The 16,882-nt window shown below is 50.8% G+C and carries 17 protein-coding genes; 10 read left to right on the forward strand and 7 right to left on the reverse strand.

Going from position 1 to position 16,882, the window contains the following annotated elements; translation table 11 throughout:
* The first annotated feature begins 73 nt into the window (after positions 1-73).
* The gene (rlmI, locus tag JQN59_RS14770) at positions 74-1,264 is read left to right on the forward strand and encodes a 23S rRNA (cytosine(1962)-C(5))-methyltransferase RlmI (protein WP_149607837.1); all 1,191 of its coding nucleotides are present in this window, start codon (positions 74-76) and stop codon (positions 1,262-1,264) included.
* A gap of 57 nt (positions 1,265-1,321) precedes the next feature.
* Positions 1,322-1,639 (forward strand): heat shock protein HspQ, encoded by a 318-nt coding sequence (gene hspQ, locus JQN59_RS14775; RefSeq protein ID WP_003035905.1) that lies wholly within the window; start codon positions 1,322-1,324, stop codon positions 1,637-1,639.
* A 67-nt stretch (positions 1,640-1,706) separates the two neighbouring features.
* On the opposite strand, the gene JQN59_RS14780 is transcribed toward hspQ, so the two are convergent.
* Complete coding sequence (locus JQN59_RS14780; RefSeq protein WP_032942909.1) at positions 1,707-2,120, reverse strand: CoA-binding protein; 414 nt, start codon at positions 2,118-2,120, stop codon at positions 1,707-1,709.
* 172 nt (positions 2,121-2,292) lie between these two features.
* Between JQN59_RS14780 and csgI the strand changes: the two genes are divergently transcribed.
* Together csgI and mgsA are read left to right on the forward strand one after the other, a co-directional pair.
* Complete coding sequence (gene csgI, locus JQN59_RS14785; RefSeq protein ID WP_008784291.1) at positions 2,293-2,955, forward strand: curli synthesis inhibitor; 663 nt, start codon at positions 2,293-2,295, stop codon at positions 2,953-2,955.
* Between the two features lie 93 nt (positions 2,956-3,048).
* Positions 3,049-3,507 (forward strand): methylglyoxal synthase, encoded by a 459-nt coding sequence (gene mgsA, locus JQN59_RS14790; RefSeq protein WP_003035897.1) that lies wholly within the window; start codon positions 3,049-3,051, stop codon positions 3,505-3,507.
* Between the two features lie 32 nt (positions 3,508-3,539).
* On the opposite strand, the gene helD is transcribed toward mgsA, so the two are convergent.
* Positions 3,540-5,594: a DNA helicase IV gene (gene helD / locus JQN59_RS14795; RefSeq protein ID WP_048214504.1), complete on the reverse strand. Its 2,055-nt coding sequence runs from the start codon at positions 5,592-5,594 to the stop codon at positions 3,540-3,542.
* 125 nt (positions 5,595-5,719) lie between these two features.
* Between helD and JQN59_RS14800 the strand changes: the two genes are divergently transcribed.
* Complete coding sequence (locus JQN59_RS14800; protein ID WP_003831998.1) at positions 5,720-6,166, forward strand: YccF domain-containing protein; 447 nt, start codon at positions 5,720-5,722, stop codon at positions 6,164-6,166.
* Between the two features lie 18 nt (positions 6,167-6,184).
* Positions 6,185-8,338, forward strand: coding sequence for a YccS family putative transporter (gene yccS / locus JQN59_RS14805; RefSeq protein WP_149607838.1), 2,154 nt, complete (start codon positions 6,185-6,187; stop codon positions 8,336-8,338).
* Here yccS and JQN59_RS14810 read toward each other — a convergent pair.
* Entirely contained in the window at positions 8,316-8,930 is a 615-nt protein-coding gene (locus tag JQN59_RS14810) for a TfoX/Sxy family DNA transformation protein (RefSeq protein ID WP_003831996.1), read from the reverse strand. The genes yccS and JQN59_RS14810 overlap by 23 nt on opposite strands.
* Positions 8,931-9,147: 217 nt before the next feature.
* On the opposite strand from JQN59_RS14810, the gene sulA reads away from it, so the two are divergent.
* The gene (sulA, locus tag JQN59_RS14815) at positions 9,148-9,657 is read left to right on the forward strand and encodes an SOS-induced cell division inhibitor SulA (RefSeq protein ID WP_149607839.1); all 510 of its coding nucleotides are present in this window, start codon (positions 9,148-9,150) and stop codon (positions 9,655-9,657) included.
* Positions 9,658-10,014: 357 nt separating this feature from the next.
* The gene (gene ompA / locus JQN59_RS14820; RefSeq protein ID WP_079934917.1) at positions 10,015-11,073 is read left to right on the forward strand and encodes a porin OmpA; all 1,059 of its coding nucleotides are present in this window, start codon (positions 10,015-10,017) and stop codon (positions 11,071-11,073) included.
* 88 nt (positions 11,074-11,161) lie between these two features.
* Here ompA and matP read toward each other — a convergent pair whose 3' ends face one another.
* Positions 11,162-11,614: a macrodomain Ter protein MatP gene (gene matP, locus JQN59_RS14825; protein WP_032942905.1), complete on the reverse strand. Its 453-nt coding sequence runs from the start codon at positions 11,612-11,614 to the stop codon at positions 11,162-11,164.
* A 185-nt stretch (positions 11,615-11,799) separates the two neighbouring features.
* On the opposite strand from matP, the gene JQN59_RS14830 reads away from it, so the two are divergent.
* A complete protein-coding gene (locus JQN59_RS14830; RefSeq protein ID WP_111465810.1) occupies positions 11,800-13,560 on the forward strand; it encodes an AAA family ATPase in 1,761 nt (586 codons plus the stop codon).
* A 68-nt stretch (positions 13,561-13,628) separates the two neighbouring features.
* Positions 13,629-14,147 carry a bifunctional 3-hydroxydecanoyl-ACP dehydratase/trans-2-decenoyl-ACP isomerase gene (fabA, locus tag JQN59_RS14835; protein ID WP_003035875.1) on the forward strand — a complete coding sequence of 173 codons (519 nt, stop codon included), beginning with the start codon at positions 13,629-13,631 and terminating at the stop codon, positions 14,145-14,147.
* Positions 14,148-14,254: 107 nt separating this feature from the next.
* Here fabA and rmf read toward each other — a convergent pair whose 3' ends face one another.
* The 3 genes from rmf to pqiB all read right to left on the reverse strand — a co-directional run bounded on the left by rmf (position 14,255) and on the right by pqiB (position 16,879).
* Complete coding sequence (gene rmf, locus JQN59_RS14840; protein ID WP_003035871.1) at positions 14,255-14,422, reverse strand: ribosome modulation factor; 168 nt, start codon at positions 14,420-14,422, stop codon at positions 14,255-14,257.
* 256 nt (positions 14,423-14,678) lie between these two features.
* Positions 14,679-15,242: a membrane integrity-associated transporter subunit PqiC gene (pqiC, locus tag JQN59_RS14845; RefSeq protein WP_071444985.1), complete on the reverse strand. Its 564-nt coding sequence runs from the start codon at positions 15,240-15,242 to the stop codon at positions 14,679-14,681.
* On the reverse strand, positions 15,239-16,879 hold the full coding sequence (gene pqiB, locus JQN59_RS14850) for an intermembrane transport protein PqiB (RefSeq protein ID WP_020996511.1): 1,641 nt from the start codon (positions 16,877-16,879) through the stop codon (positions 15,239-15,241). The genes pqiC and pqiB overlap by 4 nt, the downstream gene beginning before the upstream one ends.
* Positions 16,880-16,882: the final 3 nt, after the last annotated feature.

The following is a 16,882-nucleotide window of genomic DNA, read 5'->3' on the forward strand; positions in this document are numbered from 1 at the left end:
AGCGCGCGTTGCAAATATGCGTAAAACTCAGGACAATGGCGCCCATTTCTTTGAATTGACAGAATAGTAAATTATGAGTGTACGTTTAGTGTTAGCCAAAGGGCGCGAAAAATCATTACTGCGCCGCCATCCGTGGGTATTTTCCGGTGCTGTCGCACGTATGGAAGGTAAAGCCAACCTCGGTGAAACCATCGATATTGTTGACCATCAGGGTAAATGGTTAGCACGCGGCGCGTACTCACCCGCGTCGCAGATCCGTGCACGCGTCTGGACATTCGACAAGTCTGAGTCCATCGATATTGATTTCTTCACTCGTCGTCTGCAGCAGGCGCAGACATGGCGTGACTGGCTGGCAAAAAAAGACGGTCTGGACAGTTACCGTCTGATCGCCGGAGAATCCGATGGCCTGCCGGGCATCACCATTGACCGCTTCGACAACTTCCTGGTGTTACAGTTGCTCAGTGCGGGGGCTGAATACCAACGCGCCGCGCTGATTAGCGCTCTGCAAATTGTTTTCCCGGACTGCGCCATTTATGACCGTAGCGATGTGGCCGTGCGTAAAAAAGAAGGTATGGAGCTGACTCAAGGGCCAGTAACGGGTGAGCTTCCGCCAGCCCTGCTGCCAATTGAAGAGCACGGAATGAAGCTGCTGGTTGATATTCAGCATGGTCACAAAACCGGCTATTACCTCGATCAACGCGACAGCCGCCTGGCCACGCGTCGTTATGTGGAAAATCAGCGTGTACTGAACTGTTTCTCTTATACCGGCGGCTTTGCGGTCTCAGCATTAATGGGCGGATGCCGTCAGGTCGTCAGCGTTGACACCTCTCAGGAAGCGCTCGATATTGCCCGCCAGAACGTGGAACTGAACAAGCTGGATCTGAGTAAAGCTGAGTTCGTGCGTGATGATGTGTTCAAACTTCTGCGTGCTTATCGCGATCGTGGTGAGAAATTCGACGTCATCGTGATGGATCCGCCGAAATTTGTCGAAAACAAAAGCCAGTTGATGGGTGCCTGCCGCGGCTATAAGGACATCAATATGCTGGCTATTCAGTTGCTCAATCCTGGCGGTGTGCTGCTGACTTTCTCCTGCTCAGGGCTAATGACCACCGATTTATTTCAGAAAATCATCGCTGATGCCGCAATAGATGCTGGTCGTGATGTACAATTTATAGAGCAGTTCCGTCAGGCCGCCGATCACCCGGTGATCGCTACCTACCCGGAAGGGCTGTATCTGAAAGGGTTTGCCTGTCGCATCATGTAACTTGAAAAGTGGAATATTACCCTTACATAAAGGGTATCTATTTCCCGGGAGGTGACTATGATTGCCAGCAAATTCGGTATCGGCCAGCAGGTCCGCCATTCCCTGTTAGGTTACCTCGGAGTGGTCGTGGATATCGACCCGGAATATTCGCTTGATCAACCGTCAGCCGATGAGTTGGCGGTTAACGACGAACTTCGCGCCGCTCCCTGGTATCACGTGGTGATGGAAGACGATAATGGTCTGCCAGTGCATACGTATCTGGCCGAAGCACAGCTGAGTAGTGAGCTACAGGAAGAACATCCGGAACAACCGTCGATGGATGAACTGGCGCGAACAATTCGAAAACAGCTTCAGGCCCCGCGCCTGCGCAATTGATGCTAACACAGGCCCGATGGCGATTCGCTAATCGGGCCTGTGCGTTTTGTTCGGCTACAGATCAGCCTTACTTCGCCAGTCCCAACCGCGGGATCTCAATCGCCGGGCAGCGATCCATCACCACCGTCATCCCTGCATCGCGAGCCAGCACGGCTGCCTGCTCGTTAATCACGCCGAGCTGCATCCATAGCGTCTTCGCTCCGATGGCAATTGCCTCCTGAGCAACACCCCACGCCGCTTCAGAATTACGGAAGACATCTACCATATCCACTTTCTCTGGTACATCTGCCAGCGTCGCATAACCCTGCTGCCCCAGCAGCGTTTTTCCGGCAACCTTCGGTGAAACAGGAATAACGTGATAGCCCTGATCGAGTAAATATTTCATCACCCGATAGCTTGGACGATCGGGTTTATCGCTTGCCCCCACCAGCGCAATCGTACGGGTCGTTGTCAAAATGCCAGCAATATCGGTCTCTTTCATCGTTTTCCTCCAGGCTGTTTAGCAAAGTGTACGACAAACCTGACTTTGCAACCATTCATCCCATACTGGCGCATGAGAGCTAAACTCAAAAATATGTCTATATGTTAGTAAACATGATTATCGAAAAATTTAGATACATCTTATAGAGATATTTTCTGGACAGGAGAAACCTATGAAAGCCGGCATTGTGACAGCCTTGATTGCCCTATGTTTGCCGGCAACCGTTTTTGCTACCTCTTTACGTCTGTCCAATGATATTGACCTTCTGGTACTGGACGGAAAAAAAGTCTCCAGCTCATTACTGCGTGGTGCCGACAGTATTGAGCTGGAAAATGGTCGGCACCAGCTCGTGTTTCGCGTAGAAAAAACCATTCGCCTGTCCAGCCACGAAGAACGTCTGTATATTTCGCCTCCGTTGGTCATCAGCTTTGATACCCAACTCGTCAGTCAGGTTAATTTCCACCTCCCACGCCTGAGCAACGAGCGGGATGCAACGCATTTTGATGATGCCCCGCGCGTAGAACTGCTGGATGGGGACTCCATGCCTATACCGGTTAAGCTGGATATTCTGTCAATCACGTCCACCGCAAAAATCGTAGATTATGAAATGGAAACAGAGCGCTATAACAAAGCGGCTAAGCATGCTTCTTTACCACAATTTGCCACGATGATGGCCGATGACAGTTCGCTGCTTTCCGGAGTGTCTGAACTGGATCGCGTGCCGCCTCAGTCGCAAACACTGACCGAGCAGCGCTTAAAATATTGGTTTCAACAGGCTGACGCACAAACGCGAAGTAACTTCTTACAATGGGCGGAGAAACAACCCCCATCGTGACATTTATGTTCGTATACGCATTTTTTTTGTCTTTCTCTTGCAGCGTCAAGTGCTTCCAGTACTCTGTAACAAGGTTAACTTGGGAGCTGTACTATGGAATTAACGACTCGCACATTGCCAGCGCAGAAACATATTGCGTTGGTCGCACACGATCACTGCAAAAAGATGTTGATGAGCTGGGTTGAACGCCACCAGCCATTACTGGAAAAACACGTTCTGTATGCAACAGGAACAACAGGAAACTTAATTCAACGCGCGACAGGAATGGACGTCAACGCCATGCTGAGCGGCCCAATGGGGGGTGACCAGCAGGTGGGTGCGCTGATTTCAGAAGGGAAAATTGATGTGCTGATTTTCTTCTGGGATCCGCTCAACGCCGTTCCCCACGATCCTGATGTCAAAGCCCTGCTACGCCTGGCCACGGTCTGGAACATTCCAGTCGCCACCAACGTGTCAACGGCTGATTTTATTATCCAGTCGCCAAACTTCAACGACGCAACAGATATCCTGATCCCGGATTACGCCCGTTATCTTGCAGAACGCCTCAAATAAACGCTAAGCAGGCGGCAACTGCCGCCTGCTTTTCAGGGTTTCCGGGTCACCGGAACGTCTAATTGCTTAAGCTCATCAACAAAGCATGATGGCGCGTCTTTGCTAAACAGTAGCCATACCCGATGCCGCGCACGCGTTAGCGCCACATACAGCAACCGTCTCTCTTCTGCATCAGGAAAATCTTCAACAGCCGGGAGTAACGCCTCCTCCATAATCGACTCGCGGGCCGGAGCCGGGAAACCGTCATTCCCTTCATGAAGCCCCATAACAATGACGTAATCCGCCTGCTGCCCTTTGCTGGCATGAATAGTCATAAAATCCAACTGCAGCTTGGGCCAGCGGGTGGCCGCTTTGTCCAGGCTGGCAGGTTTGAGATGATGGTATCGCGCCAGCACCAGAATTCTCTCTTCGGCTTTTACAAAACCCGACAGCTTATCCAGCAACAGATCTAACTGGCTTTCGTCGAGCAACGTGACGGCTTTTTTATCACCGGTCGCCAGACTGTTCAGCGGTTTTGTGAGCTGGTGTGGGTTTTGTTGGATAAACTGGTTTGCGACTTCGCCAATACGGCTATTAAAACGGTAAGTCGTATCCAGATTACAGCTATCGCCCTCACCAAAATTTTGCTGGAATGCGGTTGTCAGAGAAAGCTGTGCTCCGCTGAACCGGTAAATGGCCTGCCAGTCATCTCCCACGGCAAACAGCGTGGTCTGCGAGTTTTGCTTACGCAAGGCGGCTAACAGGGCGGCGCGCTGAGGGGAAATATCCTGAAATTCATCGACCAGAATATGTTTCCACGGACTGATAAACCGCCCCTTCTCCAGAATGACAATAGCCTGATGGATCAACCCGGAGAAATCGACGGCATTCTCATCCTTCAGGGCACTCTTCCAGGCCTTGAGCAGCGGCGCCATTAGCTTTATGCGTTTACTGAACAGATCACGGATCTCCTCCGGAGCATTAGCAATCATCTCCGCCTGTGCTCCGCCATGCATACGCATCAAACTAACCCAGCGATCCAACCGGGAAGCCAGACGGCGCTGTAATTTTTCGTCATCCCAGAAGTTACCTTCGGGTACAGACCACTGCATTTCTTCTTCTAACCATTGTCGCCAACCTTTAGCCTGAGCCTTTTTCTCACTGCACTGCTGACGCCAGGTTGTTATAAAGAGTTTGTTGCGCGCGATAGCATCATTTTCAAGCTTGCTCACCGTTGGAACTTTTTTGCTACCTTGCGAAATAATGTGCAACGCGAGTGAATGGAACGTCCGTGCGGTGACCTCATCCGTATGCAGACGCTCACGGATGCGGTCATCCATCTCCTGGGCTGCTTTGCGTCCAAACGCCAGCAACAGGATTTGTTCTGGTGCAGCTTCTCCTCGTGCAAGCAACCAACCAGCCCGGGCAACCAACACAGATGTTTTACCGCTTCCAGCACCTGCAAGTACCAACAATGATTGCTCACCATTCACCACCGCGCGCGCCTGAGCAGGGTTCAACGGCGAAGATTCAATATGCTGGAAAAACTCGGCATACTCTTCCAGCATTGCATCGGTGTACGCCTGATTGTGCTGTAAGCGGCAGGCTTCAATGTCTTTCAACCATGCCTGGCATTGACGTAACGCCCCCCGGCAATTTTCAAATTCCTCCAGCCGATTAACCGGGAGCGGTAACGCGGCATAGGCACGGCGAATCTGCTGCTGCAGCCCTGACGTTTGTTCGCGCGTCAGCCATTTACTTTCACTAGTACGCGCCTCTATCGCATCCAATTGCTGCTGTAAAACCCCGGCAGCAACGTCACTCATTTCCTGGCTCCACTGTTGCCAGAGCGCATTCAAATGATGATGGAAGCGCTGGGTTTCCGCCCACTCTGTACCGTGAAGACGAACCACCTTCTCATCCGGGAGTACAAACTCCAGCTCGCCCCATACCAGGCCGCGTTTGCAATGAATAGCCAGTAACTGATTGAAGGGAATAAGATACTCGTGACGATCGCCAGAAACTTTAATCCCGGCATTGAGAATAACGGCCCGATCGTAAGGGTGTTGTGCCAGACGTTTTCCAAGAGAAGTTGCTTTCAGTTCCATAAGACTCAAGCGGATCCACACGAAGAGGTTTGCTTATCAGTGTAACCGCCAGAGAAAACGTGCTCCAGCCCAAAAAAACGTTACAATTGCCGAATTCACAGAAAACCAGAGTTAACCGAGGGTTTATGCGTACTGTTCTGAATATTTTAAATTTTGTGCTTGGGGGGTTCGCCACCACCCTGGCCTGGTTACTGGCAACACTGGTCAGTGTCGTGCTTATTTTTACTTTACCCTTGACCCGTTCATGCTGGGAGATAACCCGACTTTCGCTGTTTCCCTATGGTAACGAAGCGATTCATGTCGATGAACTGAATCCGGCCGGTAAAAGCGTCCTGTTAAATACCGGCGGCACCGTGCTCAATATTTTCTGGCTGATTTTCTTCGGCTGGTGGTTGTGCCTGATGCACATTATCTCTGGTATTGCCCAGTGCATAACGATTATTGGTATTCCGGTTGGCATTGCGAACTTTAAAATCGCTGCCATTGCGCTCTGGCCGGTGGGTCGCCGGGTGGTTTCAGTAGAAGTTGCCCGTGCAGCGCGTGAAGCCAATGCACGTCGTCGTTTTGAATAATCAGGACCGATGGCCTTTATGTTAAGTCCTCTGCTCAAACGCTATACCTGGAACAGCACATGGCTGTACTACGTGCGGATTTTTATCGCGCTATGCGGCACAACGGCGCTACCCTGGTGGCTGGGTGACGTCAAGCTGACTATCCCACTCACGCTAGGTATGGTCGCTGCCGCACTTACCGATCTGGACGATCGTCTCGCAGGCCGACTGCGCAATTTAATCATCACACTGGTGTGCTTTTTTATTGCCTCAGCCTCCGTTGAACTGCTCTTCCCATGGCCATGGCTGTTTGCTATTGGTTTAACGCTTTCCACCAGCGGCTTTATTCTGCTGGGGGGATTAGGCCAGCGCTATGCAACTATTGCTTTTGGTGCATTGCTGATCGCCATTTACACGATGCTGGGCACCTCGCTTTACGATCAGTGGTATCAACAACCCATCCTGCTGCTCGCTGGCGCTATCTGGTATAACCTGCTGACGCTCACCGGACATCTTCTGTTCCCCATCCGCCCCTTACAGGACAATCTGGCACGCAGCTACGAACAGTTAGCGCACTACCTGGAACTGAAATCGCGTCTTTTTGACCCCGACATAGAAGATGAAAGCCAGGCACCGTTGTATGATTTAGCTCTCGCGAATGGCCAACTGATGGCAACGCTGAATCAGACTAAAGTGTCGCTGCTGACCCGCCTGCGCGGTGACCGTGGACAACGGGGAACACGTCGCACGCTACATTACTATTTTGTGGCGCAGGATATTCATGAACGCGCAAGCTCTTCACACATTCAGTATCAAACGCTACGCGATCATTTCCGTCACAGCGATGTGATGTTCCGTTTCCAGCGGTTGATGTCGATGCAAGGGCAAGCCTGTTCACAATTATCTCGCTGTATTTTATTGCGCACGCCTTACCAGCACGATCCGCACTTTGAGCGCGCCTTCACCCATATAGATGCCGCACTTGAGCGCATGCGTGCCAGTGGTGAACCTGCCGACCTGCTCAATACGCTGGGTTTTTTACTGTCAAACCTACGGGCAATCGACGCGCAGCTTGCTACCATAGAGTCTGAACAGGCTCAGGTACTCTCGCGCAATGAGTCTGAAAATCAGCTTGCCGATGACAGTCCCCATGGATTCAGTGATATCTGGTTACGTCTGAGCCGTAATTTCACCCCTGAGTCTGCTCTATTTCGCCATGCCGTTCGCATGTCGTTAGTGCTCTGTGTTGGTTATGCCATTATCCAGATAACCGGCATGAATCACGGATACTGGATCTTGCTGACCAGCCTGTTTGTCTGTCAGCCAAACTACAACGCCACCCGACATCGCCTGGCGCTCAGGATTATCGGCACGTTGGTTGGGATTGCCATTGGTTTACCGATCCTGTGGTTTGTGCCCTCTCTCGAAGGGCAATTGATACTCCTGGTGATCACTGGTGTACTGTTTTTTGCCTTTCGCAACGTCCAGTATGCTCACGCCACCATGTTTATCACGCTGCTGGTGTTACTGTGCTTTAACCTGCTCGGCGAAGGCTTTGAGGTTGCGCTGCCGCGTGTCATCGATACGCTAATTGGCTGTGCTATCGCCTGGGCTGCTGTCAGTTTCATCTGGCCAGACTGGCGTTTTCGTAACCTACCACGGGTAATTGAACGGGCGACTGACGCTAACTGCCGCTACCTTGATGCAATTCTCGAACAATATCATCAGGGTCGTGATAATCGTCTGGCCTACCGTATCGCTCGCCGTGACGCGCATAACCGTGATGCTGAACTCGCCTCCGTGGTGTCAAACATGTCGAGCGAGCCTGATGTCACGGCCCAAACGCGCGAAACGGCGTTCCGTTTACTGTGTCTCAACCATACGTTTACCAGCTATATTTCTGCGCTGGGCGCACATCGCGAACAACTGACCAATCCAGACGTTTTGGCATTGCTGGATGACGCTGTTTGCTATGTTGATGATGCCCTTCACCATCAACCCGCTGACGAGCAACGCGTATACCAGGCGTTAGAAGGGCTGAAGCAGCGAATTCAGCACCTGGAACCACGCCCGGATAGTAAAGAGCCTCTGGTCGTTCAGCAAGTTGGGTTATTGATTGCTCTGCTCCCGGAGATCCGGCGATTACAGCAGCAAATTGCCATATTACCTTCTAATACCCCGGTTCCGGCGTAAGAGAACTTACCCACTCCACCAGCTCCTGGCGACGCGTCGCCGGGAGCGCGGCTTCATGTATCCCCCCTACCGCGCCTTCAAGGGCATAGAGTACTTTTACCGTCAGAGCCGGATTATTTTGCCTAAGTTTCAGCCAGCACATTTGTGCTCCCAACGATCGCATGGTCCCCTCATCTTTAATTCCAGCTTCATTCAACAGAGTCTCCAGATGAAACGTCATATTCGGCAATTCCCGCAGACGATGCTGGGCAAAGCGACTTTGTTTCTCCTTAACCGCTGCATCCAACGAATATCGCGATAACGACACCAGCTGCTGCTGGTTTTGCCACAGAGCATCGTTCACCTGGTAATAATTAAGTACAAGAGGACGTCCGCGCTTAATAAATGTCAGCCAGACAGGAGAATTTTGTACACAATACTGGGCGCTCTGCTCACAGGCTCGAAGATACAGCTCACCATTAGCGACCATGGCAAAGACCGTATCGCCAACCGTCAGACTGTAGCCACCAAACAGTGAGCGATAGTGAATTGTCCCCAGAGAAGCCAGATATTCCTGCGATTTATAGATCCTTGCATAAGAAAGCTCTTTCATAAAAATCCTTTTTAAATCATAACGTAAGCAAATGATTTTCAGTAGCGGATCCGTTAATGACGAAAATAGGCAACTTATGCGTATGGGGCAAGATGAATTTTATTTTTCCCATGACGACGACTAAAAATTGCGAACCTGTTTCCGAAAATAAGGTTGATCTTTGTTGAAGGCAGAGTTACTGTATATTCATACAGTAACTCACAGGGCTGGATTGATTATGTACACTTCAGGCTATGCAAATCGTTCTTCGTCGTTCTCTTCCACATCAAGCAACATTGCGCGCGTTTCATCAGAGAACGCAACCGCTGGGCTTATCAGTGAAGTGGTCTATCGCGAGGACCAGCCCATGATGACACAACTGCTGCTGCTTCCCCTGCTGCAACAGTTGGGGCAACAATCTCGCTGGCAGCTGTGGCTGACGCCTCAGCAAAAATTAAGCCGGGAGTGGGTGCAGTCAGCTGGACTTCCATTGACGAAAGTCATGCAAATTAGTCAGCTCTCCCCCTGCAATACGCTGGAATCGATGATTCGTGCACTACGCACGGGTAATTACAGTGTTGTCATTGGCTGGCTGGCGGAAGAATTAACGGAAGATGAACATGCCGAACTTGTCAAAGCGGCTGATGAAGGTAATGCGATGGGATTTATCATGCGTCCGGTTCGCGCTCAGACATTTGCGGGGAGACAGCATTCCGGGCTAAAAATTCACTCGAATTTGTATCATTGAGTAAAATTAGGATTTATCCTGGAATTTTTTTTCATCTCTCAATTTGCCTTTGAGCTGTAATGTGTTTTTCGTCTGAACGCCTGTCAGAAGCGGTTTTCAGGATATCCTCAGTACATTTATTCAGCTATAAATGTTAAATATTGTGTATACAAGCCTTTTTTTTTCATATGCCTGACGGACTTCACACTTGTAAGTTTTCAACTACGTTGTAGACTTTACATCGCCAGGGGTGCTCGGCGTAAGCCGCAGATATCGGTAGAGTAACTATTGAACTGGTCCCCGGGTGAAGGATTTAACCGTGTTATCTCTCTTCGGAGATATTCATGGCGAATTTTGGATGATAACGAGGCGCAAAAAATGAAAAAGACAGCTATCGCAATTGCAGTGGCACTGGCTGGTTTCGCTACCGTGGCGCAGGCCGCTCCGAAAGATAACACCTGGTACGCTGGTGCTAAAATGGGCTGGTCTCAGTACCATGATATTGGCAACAACCAGATCAATAACACCGGGCCTACCCACGAAAGCCAACTGGGTGCCGGTGCGTTCGGTGGTTATCAGGTTAACCCGTACGTTGGTTTCGAAATGGGTTATGACTGGTTAGGTCGTATGCCGTACAAAGGCACTGCCGACACTACCAATCAAAATGGCGCTTTCAAAGCTCAGGGCGTTCAGTTGACCGCTAAACTGGGTTACCCAATCACTGACGATCTGGACGTTTATACTCGTCTGGGTGGTATGGTTTGGCGTGCAGACGCTAAAAGCAGCAGCGGCTTCAAAGACCACGACACTGGTGTATCCCCAGTATTCGCTGGTGGCGTAGAGTATGCAATTACTCCTGAAATCGCTACCCGTCTGGAATACCAGTGGACCAACAACATCGGTGACGCGAACACCGTTGGCGGTCGTCCGGATAACGGTCTGTTGAGCGTTGGTGTTTCTTACCGTTTTGGCCAGCAGGAAGAAGCAGCTCCAGTAGTTGTTGCTCCGGCTCCGGCTCCAGAAGTACAGACCAAGCACTTCACTCTGAAGTCTGACGTTCTGTTCAACTTCAACAAAGCAACTCTGAAACCAGAAGGCCAGCAGGCTCTGGACCAGATGTACAGCCAGCTGAGCAACCTGGATCCGAAAGACGGCTCCGTAGTGGTTCTGGGCTTCACTGACCGCATCGGTTCTGACGCTTACAACCAGGGTCTGTCCGAGAAACGTGCTCAGTCCGTTGTTGATTACCTGATCTCTAAAGGTATTCCTTCTGACAAAATCTCTGCACGTGGCATGGGTGAATCCAACCCAGTTACTGGCAACACCTGTGACAACGTGAAAGCTCGCGCTGCACTGATCGACTGCCTGGCTCCGGATCGTCGTGTTGAGATCGAAGTTAAAGGCATCAAAGACGTTGTAACTCAGCCTCAGGCTTAAGTTATCGTCTTATAAAAAACCCCGCTATGCGGGGTTTTTTTTCATCTGTTTTCATCCAAAGTAAGCCACGCATTAAACCAGCCGACCGCTACTCTTTCCCCAGCAACGCCTGTAAATCCTGTTTCAATGTCGACATTTTGTTCGCGTACTTCTCTTTATGCTCTGCGTCTTCAATCAGTTGCACAATAGTTTCAGAAAGCGTTTTTCCGCGCCGCTGCGCAAGACCTGCCAGACGCTGCCAGACCATAAATTCCAGATCGATGGATTTCTTCCGGGTATGCTGATGCTCAGCATTAAAGTGCCGCTTGCGCCTGGCACGTATGGTTTGTTTCATACGATTAAGCAGCGCAGGATTCATGTGTTCTTCAATCCAGCTATTGACCCGCACCGGTTCATTTTCGAGGGTTAGCAATAAATCAACGGCTTCTTTGGCAGCGCTGGCCTCGACGTAACGGGTGATTAATTCCCCCTCACGATGCTTCTTCACCAGATACTTCCATTTCCAGCCGCTTTCAAGGTTTTCAAGTTGTTGATATTTCATTGCGATCTCAATGTTACCGTGTAACTCTTATCAGAATATCAGCTTTTTCGGCATCTGAAGAAAAGAATATCCAGCCTGTGAACTGCCGCGCGTCATCACAAGCGTTTCGCGGCGCTTTCCAGGTGTTTAGTGGTGAGGGTTACGGTATAATCTCGTTTTTTACAACAGACTAAAAAACATCAACTTTGACCATTACGAAACTTGCATGGCGTGATCTGGTTCCTGATACCGACAGTTATCAGGAAGTATTTGCACAGCCGCACGTCACTGACGACACCGACACCTTACTTAGTGATACTCAGCCACGTTTACAATTCGCGCTAGAGCAGCTTCTTCAGCACTGGACAACATCCTCGTTCATGTTGGTAAAAGCACCGGAAGAGCTTGAGTATCTCAACCTTATTGCAAAGGCTGCACGTCCCTTGCACACGGATGCAGGAAGCCTGACTGGCGGTCATTACGACATCTCCGGTCACACTATTCGTTATCGTACAGCTGAGAAAGCGGAAGACAATTTTGCGACGTTGACGCAGGTGGTCAGCGCTGACTGGGCCGAAGCCGAACAACTGTTTGGCTGTCTGCGTCAGTTCAATGGCGAAATTACGCTGCAGCCAGGTCTGGTACATCTGGCCAATGGGGGTGTGCTGGTTATCTCATTGCGCACGCTGTTGGCCCAACCCCTGTTGTGGATGCGCCTGAAAGCCATTGTCAGCCACGAGCGTTTTGATTGGGTGGCTTTTGATGAGTCTCGCCCGCTGCCTGTCTCCGTTCCGCCTATGCCGCTTAAACTGAAAGTGATTTTAGTCGGTGAACGCGAATCACTGGCGGATTTTCAGGACATGGAGCCAGAACTGGCTGAGCAGGCCATTTACAGCGAATTTGAAGACAACCTGCAGATAGTCGATGCCGAAACCATGACACAGTGGTGTCAATGGGTCACGCATACTGCCATGCGCAATAATTTGCCTTACCCCGCTCCCGATGCCTGGCAGGTTTTGATCCGTGAAGCCGTTCGCTATACCGGTGAACAGGATACATTGCCGCTTAACCCGCTGTGGATCACCCGACAGTTCAAAGAGGTGGCTCCGTTATGCGAGGGCGAAACCTGCAACGCTGAACAGTTCAGCCTGATGCTGGCTCAGCGCGAATGGCGTGAGGGATTCCTGGCTGAACGCATGCAGGATGAAATTCTGCAAGAGCAGATCCTTATCGAGACAGAAGGCGAGCGTATTGGCCAGATCAACGCCTTGTCGGTGATTGAGTTTCCGGGCCACCCACGCGCATTTGGCGAGCCTTCTCGTATCAGTTGCGTCGTGCATATTGGCGACGGCGAGTTTACGGATATTGAGCGCAAAGCCGAGCTTGGCGGAAATATTCATGCCAAGGGTATGATGATTATGCAGGCGTTCCTGATGTCGGAACTCCAGCTGGAGCAACAAATCCCCTTCTCTGCCTCACTGACCTTTGAGCAATCTTACAGTGAGGTGGACGGTGACAGCGCGTCTATGGCAGAACTGTGCGCATTGATTAGCGCTCTCGCCGACGTTCCTGTAAATCAAAGTATCGCCATTACCGGTTCTGTCGATCAGTTTGGTCGGGCACAACCTGTCGGTGGTCTGAATGAGAAAATTGAAGGTTTCTTCACCATCTGCCAGCAGCGTGAGCTGACGGGCACGCAGGGCGTTATCATTCCTTCGGCTAACGTCAGACACCTCAGCCTGCAGCCTGCGCTGCTACAGGCCATAGAAGAAGAAAAATTCACTATCTGGGCGGTGGACGACGTGACCGATGCGCTGCCACTGTTGTTAAATCTGGTGTGGGATGGCGAAGGCCAGACAACGCTGATGCAAACCATTCAGGAGCGTATTGCCACGGCAACGCAACAGGAAGGTCGTCACCGTTTTCCATGGCCGCTACGTTGGCTGAACTGGATTATTCCGAACTGATCGGACTTGTTCAGCGTACACGTGTTAGCTATCCTGCGTGCTTCAATAAAATAAGGCTTACAGAGAACATGGTAGATAAACGCGAATCCTATACGAAAGAAGACCTTCTTGCCTCTGGTCGCGGTGAGCTGTTTGGCGCTAAAGGGCCACAACTGCCAGCACCAAGCATGCTGATGATGGACCGTGTCATCAAGATGACCGAAACCGGTGGCAACTTTGACAAAGGTTATGTTGAAGCTGAACTGGATATCAACCCGGACCTGTGGTTCTTCGGTTGTCACTTTATCGGCGATCCGGTGATGCCGGGCTGCCTGGGTCTCGACGCCATGTGGCAACTGGTTGGATTCTATCTCGGCTGGCTGGGCGGCGAAGGTAAAGGCCGTGCGCTGGGCGTAGGCGAAGTCAAATTCACCGGCCAGGTTCTGCCGACCGCGAAGAAAGTCACTTACCGCATTCACTTCAAACGCATCGTTAACCGTCGCCTGATCATGGGCCTGGCAGATGGTGAAGTGCTGGTTGATGGTCGACTGATCTATACCGCAAACGATCTGAAAGTGGGTCTTTTCCAGGACACTTCCGCGTTCTAATCCAGAGCTGGGAAGCAGCCAGACATTAACGTTTCTTCGTTTTATCTGGTGTGCAAAAAGGCGAAACCTCCGCTCTGCGGAGGTTTCTTTTATCTAAAGAGACAGAATCAGGCCATTAAAACCCTATCCCCCATGGCTTCTCGCCAGCCTCCCAGCCAGTATGACCTCTGATTCAGCGTCTGATAGGGACACATTTCTTTTGAGCGTCCGGCAATGCCGGCCTGATATCCACGTTGATGTGCCCGTTCCAGGCGATCTCGTTTTTGTCTCTTCATGCCTCGTTTCCCTCATTTTTGGGTCTGGTGGAAAAGAAAACAGTGATTACTAAGTGTGCAATCACACTAAACGAATACCCCTAAACATCAGGCTCGTCAATGCGCAAAATTCACGCCAGTGTCATATTTGTGAGCTAGCCTCTAAATCATTTGTACAAAAATAGTCAGTCAGAACAGCTATCTTCACGGCTAAAAAAATAAAAAAAACCGCCCCGGGCAATGAACCAGGGGCGGCATAATTTACAATTATTTAAGCTTAAGGGATGCGTTTCAGCTCTTGAGCAATGGCCGTTGCTTCCTGACTCCAGGCGTTGGCAAGAACCTTCACCATCTCATCGTAGCCGTCTTTAGTCTGTACAGCTTCGATGTGGAACGGGCGTTTGATCAGTTGTCCCTGATGATTCAGCAACCATTCACCGCTCACAATAACCTTACCATCGTACCGACCGTGGAAGCCGGTTACGGTAACGTTCAGCGTATCCTGAGTGCTTCCCAGCGGCTGTGAAGCGACAACCCAGCCAGGCAACTGCATACTGAGGTTCGCAACCAGTGTATTGCGCAATTGCTGATCTAATGGGCTGGCCCAGAGATTATTATTGGCTATCACATATTTCACATCGCTGGTCTGGTAAACCACCCCATTACCGGCCAGATAATCAGGTACCGCAATCTGTTCAACCCACAGCAGACGGTTTCCCTGATTGGCGGAGCTCTGCACTCCGCCTTGTGCGATAGGGAGCTGATAATAGCTTTTATTTTCTCCGCTGGAGCTGCATGACGTCAGCCAGACCGCCATCATCACCACTAGCCACTTTTTCATTGTTTCGCCCTCTTCGGCTCTGGATCTTTTTTGTCCTTCGCTTCAAATACCAGCGCATTACTCTTATCGTTCAACGTTTTCAGTACCGGTTGCAGTTCACGCAGTACCTGATCAAGACGCTGCATATCCGCCACCATCTTGTTGTAGGCCGCGGAACCAGGCTGGAAGCCCTGCATACTACGATTCAGTTCACGTAGCGTGTTCTGCATATCCGCCGGCAGATCCTGCATCGACTGGCTGGACGTGATCTTGTTCATGTTATCCAGCGTGGTTTGCAGATGTTTCATCGTGCGTTGGCTTTCCGACAGCGTATTGGTTGCCTGCTCAATCATCGGGTTCAGCGGCAGATTGTTAATCTTATCCAACGCTTCCATCAGACGCTGTTGGATCTGCGCCAGACCACCGCTCACGGTCGGAATAATTTGATAACCATTGAATTCGCGTACACCGGTAATCGGCGGCTCTTTCGGGTAGAAGTCGAGATCGACATACAGCGCGCCGGTCACCAGGTTCCCGGTTTTGAGCGATCCTCGTAATCCGCGTTTAAGCAGTTGCTCCAAATGAGCGCCAACATCGGTATCTTCTCCCAGCTGTGCCTTCAGACGTTCTGGTTCAATACGCACCAGCACCGGAATACGGTAATCATTGTTAAATACCTGACGCATATTCGGTGAGAAGAAAGGTACTTTACTCACCGTACCCAAGCGGATGCCACGGAATTCCAGCGGTGCACCAGGCTGTAGGCCACGAATCGAATCTTTAAAGAACATCAGGTAATCAATATGATCGGTATACAGGGAATCCTGAATACTTTTTTGATCGTCATAGAGGTTAAATGAGGCCTGCTGCTCAACCGGTTGACCTTGTTCCAGTCCTTCGGGCACATCAAAACTTACACCACCGCCAAACAGCGTGGAGAGCGATCCCATTTCTACGCGCATACCTGCTGAGGTAAGATCTACGGCGATCCCGCTGTCTTTCCAGAAACGTACATTGCTGGTCACCAGACGATCGTTAGGCGCATTGATGAAAAGCTGATAGCTGATCGTACGCTTTTGCGCATCAAACGTGCTGGTTTCAACCGAGCCCACACGATAGCCGCGGAAAAGCACCGGATCGCCTGGGCTCAACTGACCGGCTTTTTTACTGTCCAGAATCACACGGATCCCTTTTGCATCTGGCGGAGCCAGCGGCGGTGAATCCAGCAGTTGGTAATTTTCCAGCTTACTGCCTTTATTGCCGGGCTGCAGTTCAATATAAGCCCCGGACAATAACGTGCCGAGCCCACTGATACCTTCACGTCCAACCTGCGGCTTCACCACCCAAAAGACAGAATCTTTATGCAGCAGCTTTTCCATTCCGGAGTTAAGACGCGCTTTAATCTCCACATGGGTCAAATCATCAGTCAGGGTTGCGCTCTCGACGATACCGACATCCACGCTGCGGCTCTTAATCGTCGTTTTGCCCCCTTCAATACCTTCGGCATTGGTGGTAATCAGCGTGACCTGTGGCCCCTGATGACTGTAGTGATAAAACAGTACCCACGCGCCAATGAGTGCAGTGACGATAGGGAATATCCACACGGGCGACCAGTTTTTTACCTTTTGCACTTTGGCTTCCCCACTTTTAGATTCCATGCT

Origin of the sequence: Citrobacter sp. B72 (genome assembly GCF_016894305.1) — a bacterium.
GTDB classification, from domain to species: domain Bacteria; phylum Pseudomonadota; class Gammaproteobacteria; order Enterobacterales; family Enterobacteriaceae; genus Citrobacter; species Citrobacter portucalensis.

Excerpts from the sequence above, each read along its gene's own strand:
- rlmI (WP_149607837.1), top strand. The coding sequence starts at position 74 with ATGAGTGTACGTTTAGTGTTAGCCAAAGGGCGCGAAAAATCATTACTG.
- hspQ (WP_003035905.1), top strand. The coding sequence starts at position 1,322 with ATGATTGCCAGCAAATTCGGTATCGGCCAGCAGGTCCGCCATTCCCTG.
- JQN59_RS14780 (WP_032942909.1), bottom strand. The coding sequence starts at position 2,120 with ATGAAAGAGACCGATATTGCTGGCATTTTGACAACGACCCGTACGATT.
- csgI (WP_008784291.1), top strand. The coding sequence starts at position 2,293 with ATGAAAGCCGGCATTGTGACAGCCTTGATTGCCCTATGTTTGCCGGCA.
- mgsA (WP_003035897.1), top strand. The coding sequence starts at position 3,049 with ATGGAATTAACGACTCGCACATTGCCAGCGCAGAAACATATTGCGTTG.
- helD (WP_048214504.1), bottom strand. The coding sequence starts at position 5,594 with ATGGAACTGAAAGCAACTTCTCTTGGAAAACGTCTGGCACAACACCCT.
- JQN59_RS14800 (WP_003831998.1), top strand. The coding sequence starts at position 5,720 with ATGCGTACTGTTCTGAATATTTTAAATTTTGTGCTTGGGGGGTTCGCC.
- yccS (WP_149607838.1), top strand. The coding sequence starts at position 6,185 with ATGTTAAGTCCTCTGCTCAAACGCTATACCTGGAACAGCACATGGCTG.
- JQN59_RS14810 (WP_003831996.1), bottom strand. The coding sequence starts at position 8,930 with ATGAAAGAGCTTTCTTATGCAAGGATCTATAAATCGCAGGAATATCTG.
- sulA (WP_149607839.1), top strand. The coding sequence starts at position 9,148 with ATGTACACTTCAGGCTATGCAAATCGTTCTTCGTCGTTCTCTTCCACA.
- ompA (WP_079934917.1), top strand. The coding sequence starts at position 10,015 with ATGAAAAAGACAGCTATCGCAATTGCAGTGGCACTGGCTGGTTTCGCT.
- matP (WP_032942905.1), bottom strand. The coding sequence starts at position 11,614 with ATGAAATATCAACAACTTGAAAACCTTGAAAGCGGCTGGAAATGGAAG.
- fabA (WP_003035875.1), top strand. The coding sequence starts at position 13,629 with ATGGTAGATAAACGCGAATCCTATACGAAAGAAGACCTTCTTGCCTCT.
- rmf (WP_003035871.1), bottom strand. The coding sequence starts at position 14,422 with ATGAAGAGACAAAAACGAGATCGCCTGGAACGGGCACATCAACGTGGA.
- pqiC (WP_071444985.1), bottom strand. The coding sequence starts at position 15,242 with ATGAAAAAGTGGCTAGTGGTGATGATGGCGGTCTGGCTGACGTCATGC.
- pqiB (WP_020996511.1), bottom strand. The coding sequence starts at position 16,879 with ATGGAATCTAAAAGTGGGGAAGCCAAAGTGCAAAAGGTAAAAAACTGG.